Below are 8,569 nucleotides of genomic sequence, written 5' to 3'. Positions count from 1 at the left end.
AAACAGCCAGGACAGCGAACGCCCAGCTCAGCAACTCACTACAAAAGAGCTACACCCAACTCAGTTAGTTATCCAACCTGCCCTGGTCGTGGCTTCATCAGGGGCGTGACCTGGAGAAAGTTAGCCAAGTTAGCTGGTTAGGCAGGTTAGATCGAAGTCTGTCAGCCCCTCGGAACGCAACCGTCCGGGGGGCTGACTCAACCTCACTCGCTCTCGTCCTGCTCAGAGAGGGCACGCCGCACGTCGGCCGGATCCAGCCGGGGCACATTGCCCGTGTTGGTCACCCTGACGCCGTGCTCCCGGGTCAGGAGGTCCCTCAGCTGAGAGCCGGTCAGGCTCTTGTACGGAAACCAGTCGGGCGCGAGCTGCCGCAGCAGGCCGGGCAGATCGGCCAACCTCACTCGATCGTCACCCATCACCGCGTCCAGGTCGGCCAGGAGGTCGCGTGACCCCTCGGCCTGCGGACGGTCGGGAACGCCCTGCATCGCAGCCATGGCCCGATCGATGATGGGTGTCACCTGGTCGTTCTCCTTGCTGATCGACAAGAAGTACACCTGGACGATGTCCGACCGCTCCCCGGTGAATCCCTTCACGATGGCCGTGCCCCGGTCCACGCCGGGAAGCAACTCGGTTGCCCTGTGACCGCCCCGGTAGGCACCAGCACCCAGCAGCGCATCATTGGCCACGTGGTCGCCGACCGCGAACGCCACCCCGTTCGAGCAGTTCCGCGTGACGTCACGCGGCATGCTGTCCTTGGTCGGGGCCTGGGTGGACACGATCAGGTGAATGCCACGCTTGCGGCCAAGACGGACGATGTCCTTCAGTAGTTCGGAGATCTCCTCGCCGTGCGTCTTGTGCGTGATGGCGATATGCGCCTCTTCAAGCAGGCAGATCAGCGGATGGAGACCGACTCCGGCGCTGGCCAACTTCCGCGTGACGGCAGGCTCCTGGTACTCGATCAGCAGCCCGCCTCGCGACTGCACCTCGGCATACAGCTCACGCAGGTGGAAGAGAATCCGCTCGATCTTCTCGTCTTCGGCTCCCATGACGTAGCGGGAGCACCGCCGCTTGAAGCACTCGAAGTCGAAGTTCGCGTCCGGCACCCAGATGCGCAGCTCGGCCGTGGGATCCAGAGCGGCACCGGCCATGATGACCCTGGCCGCACTGGACTTGCCCTGACCGGGCATGCCACCCGTGATGGTGTTGCGCTCCATCAACGGAGCGATCATCGGGTCTCCGCGAAGAGTCCGGCCGAACGGGACGCCCTTGAACACGTCGGTCGTCCCTGCGGTCAGCAGCGGATACGGGCCAGCTCCTTCGGCAAGAGCGCCCTTGTCGGCCACCCATAGATCGAGGATGCCCGCCTCGCTGCCGGTGGTCGGCCACACCTCCTTCGCCGCCCGATACAGCCCCGTGGCCAGGTCGGCACGACGCTGACCGAGCTTCTCGGCGGGCACGCCAGCGGGCAGCCGGAGCACGGCGTGCGTCCCACGACCGTCCCGCCGTGCAGGGACGATGAACTGCAGGGGCAACCCCTGCTTGAGGTAGGTGGTGATCTGCGGGATCCGCAACGCCCCCAGGGCACGGGCGATCGTGGTCTCGTCGATAGTCACGTCGATGTCGGCATCAGAGGCCGTGGCCAGCCAGGTCGGTGGCCTGCCTCGGCGTCGGCCTTCTCGCCATCCGCCGAGAACGGCGACGATGGGCAGACTGACCAGGAACGGCCACCACAGGAACGCCACGGCATCGAAGAGCCACCGGATCGTGCCGCCGACCCACCGAAACACAGCGCCGCCGTCCCCGCCGACCATCCACACCAACAGCGCGATGAGCGGGATGACCAAGGTGACCGTGAGCAGTATGGCCACGATCACCTTGAGCAAGCCGAAGACCACGTGCGGCATGTCCATGAGCCGGATGTGGCGCTCCCGGACGGCCAGGCCCTTCCTCTCAACCCACTCGGCCAGGCCCGCACGGTCGCCGGTCGCCTCGGCGGCTCGGATCTGTCGCCGGTACACACCCAACGTGAGAGCGTCCCAGGCTCGGAGCGTCCACGAGTGCCAGCCCTGCAAGACGGCGAGGGGATGAACGAGCAATCCCTTCGCCGCCGCGACCGCGCGCCGGGTCAGCCGGCGAATGCGCTGCACCTCCATCGTGCTGGTGGGTTCGATGACCTCGGCCTCGTAGATGACCGGCTCCAGTTCGGTGCTGGCGTCAGGTCGTGTCTCGTCCATGTCCCGCCCCGTTCGCGGAGGACCCGTTGAGGGACGGAGCAGGCTGGGAGCGGCCCTGTTCCACTTCGGCGATGATCTCTTCCGCCTCGCGCTGCTCCAGCCCCCACCGGTTCATGAGGGCACGGCGACCGACCCTCTTGTTGCCCGGCTGGAGGCTCTCTTCATAGGTGAGCCGTGCCGCCTCGAAGCGGTCCACCGGCAGAAGTGGCACAACCTGTGCCACTTCCTCAGAGGTCTCGGCGCAGCGGCACACGTGATCCGTCTCGGGGATGTCGGAGACGGTTTTCCGGCCGCTCCGCACCAGCCACATCAACAGCTCGTACGCCGCCACGAACGCCACCGGTGCAAGGGCGCTGAGCAGGCGTGATCCAGTCCCACCGGACCATCCGTGAGCCACGTTGGCCACCAGTGTGACCACGCCTCCAACGCCCAGCGAGGCCCACGCCAGGACCGGCACAGGCAGTCTCCGGCGCGAGCAGTAGACCATGACGAGCGAGGCCATCACGATCACGCCGTCGCTCATCGCCGGATAGAGCACAGCCATGTCGTGCCGCTCTCCGAGAGAGATCGCCAAGGCATAGAAGTGGTGGTACGAGACGTACGCGGCAGCCCCCGCGACGCCGAGCAAGATGGTCACCGCGACGCTCCGGATCAACCGGTCACCACGGGTCTCTGTGCCACTCGGAAGAGGGGGCAGTGGGGGTGGCACACGACGCGTGCGCGTCAGGGCGAGTCGGATACGCCGCCGCCACGAGGGCGGCGTGACGGTCTTCTCGTCGGTGAAGGGCTTTGAGGTGACGGCCATGCCAGGGCTCCTGACGAATTCTGCCGACTCTCTGTCCTTGGAGTGGCCTGGACCCTGGCTGACCTGGCCGACAAGGACGCCCCCGGTCGAGACGAGACCAACGCCGCCCTCGGCTTCTGGCTGGGCGTAAAGCCGTAGCTACCCCCACCCCGCAAGGAGAAGAGGAACCCCGCAACCCCGGCACCGCCCGCCATGAGACCGGGTCCCGACACACCCCTAGGAACTCTCATGCCCCACGCCCGTACATCAACCACCGACCACTCCCAGCCACACTCTGAACACTCCCAGCCACACTCCGACACCTCCTTGACCCCTGCACCCCCGGAGGACTCCTCGGCCACCGCAGTTTCGCAGGGCTGCTTGGCCTCCGCGCCCCTGGAGGGCTCCACGGCCACCGCAGTTTCGGAGGGCCGCTTGGTCTCCGCGCCCTTGGAGGGTTCCACGGCCACCGCAGCTTCGGATAACTCCTCAATCTCCGGATCCCTGGACGGCTCCTTCACCGCCCAGCCTTCGGACAGCTTCTCGACCAGCAGCGCGCCACCGGAAGGCCCTCACACGACGGCCACACTCGGAGAAGCCACCATGATCGTCGCTCTTCCTGCAGCGACCAGGACCACCACCCTTCCGGTGAGAGGCCCGACTCGCACTTTTCCCGCGCAGGGCCGGACCACCACACCTCCTGCGACGAGCGGGGCCCACGCAATCCCCACGACCAACGGAACCACTACATTCCCCACCTCCAGCGGAACCACTACGCCTCCCGCATCGGGCGGAACCACTACGCCTCCCGCATCGGGCGGGACCGCTATGCCTTCCGCATCGGGTGGGGCGACCACGTCTCCTGCGCCGGGCGGAACCACCACGCCTTCTGCGCCGGGTGGGGCGACCACGCCTTCTGCGCCGGAGGAGACCACCACGCCTCCTGCATCGGGCGGAACCACTACACCTCCTGTGCTGGACAGGGCCGCCACGTTTTCCACGTTCGCAGGCCCTCACGCACCTCCGGCGGCCGCGAGCCCGGCTCAAACCCGGGTGGCGGCACAGACCAGGATCAGGACACAAACCGAAGCCGAGGCCAGGGCCGCTCTCATGAGAGCCTCGGACGTTGGGGACACGATCATGGGCCGCCTGGTATCCCAACACGGAGCCCGGCAAGCCGTGGAGGCGATCCGCACCCGTACCCTCCCACCAGAGTTCATAGCCCGAGAAGCCCAGCAAGAACGCCCACCGGACCTGACCTCTCGCCTGAACACCTGGTACGCCCGCCTGGCCGCCGCCAACCCCGCAGCCGACATCGAAGCAGGTGAAAGTTGCGGCGCCCGACTGATCATCCCGGACGACCCGGAATGGCCCACCCAGCTGGATCAGCTAGGCATGAGCCGCCCCCTGGGCCTGTGGGCACACGGCACAGCGGACCTCCGCTTCTCCTGCCTCAAATCGGTGGCGGTGGTCGGCGCCAGAGCCGCCACCTCGTACGGTTCGCACGTCGCAGCCGAGTTCGGCATCGGCCTCAGCGAGTCAGGCTGGACGGTCGTGTCGGGTGGAGCGTTCGGCGTCGACGGGGCGGCTCACAAAGGCGCCTTGGCCGCCGGATCACCGACGGTCGTGGTCCTGGCCTGTGGTGTGGACGTCTGCTATCCGAGCAGCCACGACACCTTGTTCGCCGCGGTAAGAAAACAGGGCGTCGTGATCAGCGAGTGCCCACCCGGCGTCCACCCGACCCGAGCCCGATTCCTCATCAGAAACCGCCTGATAGCCGCCCTGTCCAGAGGCACAGTGGTGGTTGAGGCCGCCGTCCGCAGTGGCGCCCTCAACACGGCCACTCACGCCCTGTCCCTCAACAGACATCTGGGTGCCGTACCAGGCCCGATCACTTCAAGCATGTCAGCCGGCTGCCACAGACTCCTCCGAGAACGCAAAGCGGTATGCGTGACCTCACCAGAGGACATGATCGATCTCGTCGGCGTGCTGGGCGAGGACCTGGCCTCGCAAACCCGTGCCCCGATCTTCCCCAGAGACAAACTCAACGAGCCGACCAAAAGGGTTCTGGACGCGGTCCCGGCCCGAGGCGGAGCCGGCCCGGCCTCGATCGCGGTAGCGGCCGGCGTGGGCCTGGACGCGACGCTGAGCGCATTGGGTGGCCTGGCAGCCGCGGGCTACATAGAACGAACCACGAACGGTTGGCGCCTCCGCAAGCAAACAACCGCGTACCGCAAAGCCCCCGACTCCGCAGCCCTGGCGCCCCCGCCCACCCCCGAACCCGATCCCACCGACACCCCACCGGCCCCAGACGACTTCCCAACCCCCGAGATCGAGCGACGGCCCCACACGGTCTCGGAGCGCGACGACTTCTTGCGCGGATGACCACCCCTCGGCCCGGCGCAGCCGATGGATCTTCGCCCCACATCCAACCTGCGCTTGAACCCCCGTCTCGCCACCAACACGCCCTTCATCGCGACATGAGAAGCCGAGCGTCTCTCGCCGGCTGAGGGTCAGCATCCACCTCGTCGGCTGGGGCGATGGCGTGGAACGTTCATGGCGCAGCGGAGACCGCTCAGGGGCTTCGACGAAGGAGCTTTCAAGGAAGGACGGTTGGAGGGTGTGCCCGGTGCAGGGGGCGTCGGCTGTACGCAGCGATCCGCACGATGGAACGCACCAACAAAGTAGGAGTCACCGGTTCACGATCTGCTTTGGCTGGCGACGATCACACGCCAGACTGTTGTCTGCGGCCATCGTTCTGCTCTCCTTCGGTCTCGACTGGGCTATGTAAGGATCAAGCGATGGCCGTCACCATGTCCCGGCCTCACAGGTGACGTGACCGAGCCGCCAGCCTGCGGGCCACAACGTCCGGGCTTGAGACGCCGATCTAGGATGCAGGCTCGCACTTGGCTTGAGGTGCAGGCTCGCACTTGGCTTGAGGCGCGGGCCCGCGCTTGGCTTGAGGTGCGGGCCCGCAATTGGCCTGAGGTGCGGGCCCAGTACTGGTATACGGCGGGGGCCCGGGCCTGGTCTGTGGCTCGGGCCTGGGCTCGGACTGCGGTGGGGGCTCAGAGTTGATCTATGGTGCGGGCCTGGGCCTGGACTGGGGGTCGGGCTCGGGGCCGGTATGGGGCTCGGGGTCGGTCTGAGAGGCGGGGGACGATGCCTCGATCGGGAACAGGATTGGGCTGAGCAGGTATTGGGCGCGGTCGGGTGAAGAGCGGTTGGCCAGGCGGGGTGCGATGGCGCTGCGCAGCTCACCGATCAGTTCGTGGAGTTCGTCCCGGCTGAGCCAGATCGCGTGCTGCCGATATCCGACCAGGTCATTCACCGGGTCAGCGTGATCGCGATTGAGGTAGGCGTTGAACTCGGCGAGCAAGATGGCCATGGCCGTCGCGAATCCGCTCCGATGATCGTCGGGCGACAGCGATTTGATCGCGGCGTCGTCGATCACCGCGAGGTCCTGACGTAGGCGGTATCGGCGCTCCACCGCTCCCCGTACCCGCCGTTCGTCGGCCACCTCCAGGACTCCCTCGGTCGCCAGAAGGTCGATATGCCGGTAAAGCGTGGCCTTGGAGACATCGGGGATCCGCGCGCAAAGCTCGGAGGTCGTCAACGTACGCCCTCCGCGCATCGCATGGACGACGCGCAGCCGTACCGGGTGTGCAAGGAGTTCCAAAGTGTCCACCGTCCAATGGTCTCACATGTGCTACCTTTCTCAAGAATGAGATTAGTGGAGGTGAGCCGTGGGAGCCGATCCGATAGAGGTCGCCGTCGTGGTTGTCGAGATGGCGTGTGAGGGGCGCTTTGGCGAGATCGAAGATCTGTTCGCTCCGCCGCTGCGCGAAGTCGTGTCCGCGCAGACGTTGCAGATCGCGTGGACGGCCGAGGTCGCCAGGCGCGGCCCGGTTTCTGGCGTCGGGCAGCCGGTGGGCCAGTCGGTCGACTCTGGGCTGGTACGGGTGAGCGTTCCGGTTATGTGTGAGCAGGGAGGAATGACTCTGGTCACATCGATCGATCCCGCTGGCAAACTGCATGGGCTGCAGCTCGCGCCCGCAGCCACGAGCCCGTGGACCCCGCCGTCCTATGCAGCGCCGGAAAGCTTCGCCGAGCAGGAAATCACGATCGGTTCCGATCCGCTCGCCGTACCGGGCACGCTGAGCCTGCCGCATGGCGACGGGCAGCGGCCGGCCGTCGTGCTCCTGAGCGGAGGAGGGCCGTTCGACCGCGACGAGACCAGTGGGTCGAACAAGCCGCTCAAAGACCTCGCATGGGGGCTGGCGAGCCGGGGCGTGGCCGTACTGCGGTTCGACAAGGTGACTCACACACACGGTCACGTGGTGAACGCGCCCGACTTCACGATGACCGGCGAGTACGTACCGCATGCGGTCGCCGCCGTACACCTTCTCCAACATCAGCCGGGAGTCGACCCGGCGCGGGTGTTCGTCGTGGGGCACAGCATGGGAGGCAAGGTCGCTCCGCGGGTGGCGGCCGCCGAACCCTCCGTCGCCGGTCTGGTCATCCTGGCGGGCGACACGCAGCCGATGCACCGCTCCGCTGTACGCGTAGCTCGCTACCTCGCCGCGCTGGGGCCCGACGTGATCCCGCAGGCCATGGTCGAGGAGATCACGCGGCAGGCCGCGATGGTGGACAGCCCTGACCTGTCGCCCTCAACATCGGCCGGGGCACTGCCGTTTGGAATGTCGGCTTCGTACTGGCTGGACATGCGCGGCTACGACCCGGTCGCCACCGCGGTGGCACTGGACAAACCGATGCTCATCCTTCAGGGGGGTCGTGACTATCAGGTGACGGTCGCGGACGACCTGTCGGGATGGAGAGCTGGTCTCGCACATCGGCCTGACGTCACGATCCGCGTGTACGACGCCGACAACCACCTGTTCTTTCCCGGCGCTGGGCCGTCCACGCCCGCGGAGTACGAGCCTGCGCAACACGTCGATGTGGCCGTCGTCGACGACCTCGCTGAGTGGCTGACGGCGGGGGTCGGGGTTGTCCGGCTGCCGCCTGGAGCCAAGCCACCCTCCATCTGATTGAGATTCAGGGGCATTTCTGGCTGATGCGGACCGCTTCGTGGGGCTCTTGGGGTATGGCCTGTCGCTTCCGGAGTCATGTGCGCGAGTGTGCTGCGGTTCTGGGGGTCTGTGCAGAGGTCTCTGAACAACCGGTGCGTCCATATTCGCGTGCGCAACGGTGGGCGGCCACAGGGTGAAACGCAGTTATCGCAGCTCGACCATCAACACCACGCGGCCGGTCGTAACGTCGAAGCCGAGCACAGGATGCTCCGGTCCTCCTTCTGGGGTCATCACCACGGGTTTGCCCAGGCGGCGGCCAAATGCCCGCAGGAAACCGCATAACACGTCCAAGCGTTCCTGGCCCTGCAGTTCCCGGAGGCCGACGTCGAAGTCGACGGTTTCCTCCGCGTACGGACGGAAGATCGCCAGCACGTCAGGGTGCGGCCAGACACTCAGCTGGGGACTGGCCTCATCACGTAGGGCCAGCATCAGCTCGGCGGTCGGCACGGTCTTCGACCTCG

At 66.7% G+C, this 8,569-nt stretch carries 6 protein-coding genes; 2 read left to right on the top strand and 4 right to left on the bottom strand.

Annotation, left to right across the window (positions count from 1 at the left end):
- Nucleotides 1-203: 203 nt before the first annotated feature.
- Complete coding sequence (locus ACFPZ3_RS46855; protein WP_379520885.1) at nt 204-2,234, bottom strand: ATP-binding protein; 2,031 nt, start codon at nt 2,232-2,234, stop codon at nt 204-206.
- Nucleotides 2,215-3,039 carry a DUF2637 domain-containing protein gene (locus ACFPZ3_RS46850; RefSeq protein ID WP_379520884.1) on the bottom strand — a complete coding sequence of 275 codons (825 nt, stop codon included), beginning with the start codon at nt 3,037-3,039 and terminating at the stop codon, nt 2,215-2,217. Before ACFPZ3_RS46850 ends, ACFPZ3_RS46855 begins: the two co-directional genes overlap by 20 nt.
- 1,158 nt (nt 3,040-4,197) lie before the next feature.
- Here ACFPZ3_RS46850 and dprA point away from each other — a divergent pair.
- Complete coding sequence (gene dprA / locus ACFPZ3_RS46845; RefSeq protein ID WP_379520883.1) at nt 4,198-5,403, top strand: DNA-processing protein DprA; 1,206 nt, start codon at nt 4,198-4,200, stop codon at nt 5,401-5,403.
- Between the two features lie 694 nt (nt 5,404-6,097).
- Here dprA and ACFPZ3_RS46840 read toward each other — a convergent pair.
- The gene (locus ACFPZ3_RS46840) at nt 6,098-6,706 is read right to left on the bottom strand and encodes a helix-turn-helix domain-containing protein (protein ID WP_379520882.1); all 609 of its coding nucleotides are present in this window, start codon (nt 6,704-6,706) and stop codon (nt 6,098-6,100) included.
- A 307-nt stretch (nt 6,707-7,013) separates the two neighbouring features.
- Here ACFPZ3_RS46840 and ACFPZ3_RS46835 point away from each other — a divergent pair, with 307 nt between their 5' ends.
- A complete protein-coding gene (locus tag ACFPZ3_RS46835) occupies nt 7,014-8,066 on the top strand; it encodes an alpha/beta hydrolase family protein (protein WP_379520881.1) in 1,053 nt (350 codons plus the stop codon).
- A gap of 186 nt (nt 8,067-8,252) precedes the next feature.
- On the opposite strand, the gene ACFPZ3_RS46830 is transcribed toward ACFPZ3_RS46835, so the two are convergent.
- Nucleotides 8,253-8,555: a hypothetical protein gene (locus tag ACFPZ3_RS46830; protein WP_379520880.1), complete on the bottom strand. Its 303-nt coding sequence runs from the start codon at nt 8,553-8,555 to the stop codon at nt 8,253-8,255.
- Nucleotides 8,556-8,569: the final 14 nt, after the last annotated feature.

Source organism: Nonomuraea insulae (genome assembly GCF_042656245.1).
This window is presented reverse-complemented; position numbering and strand designations above follow the sequence as displayed.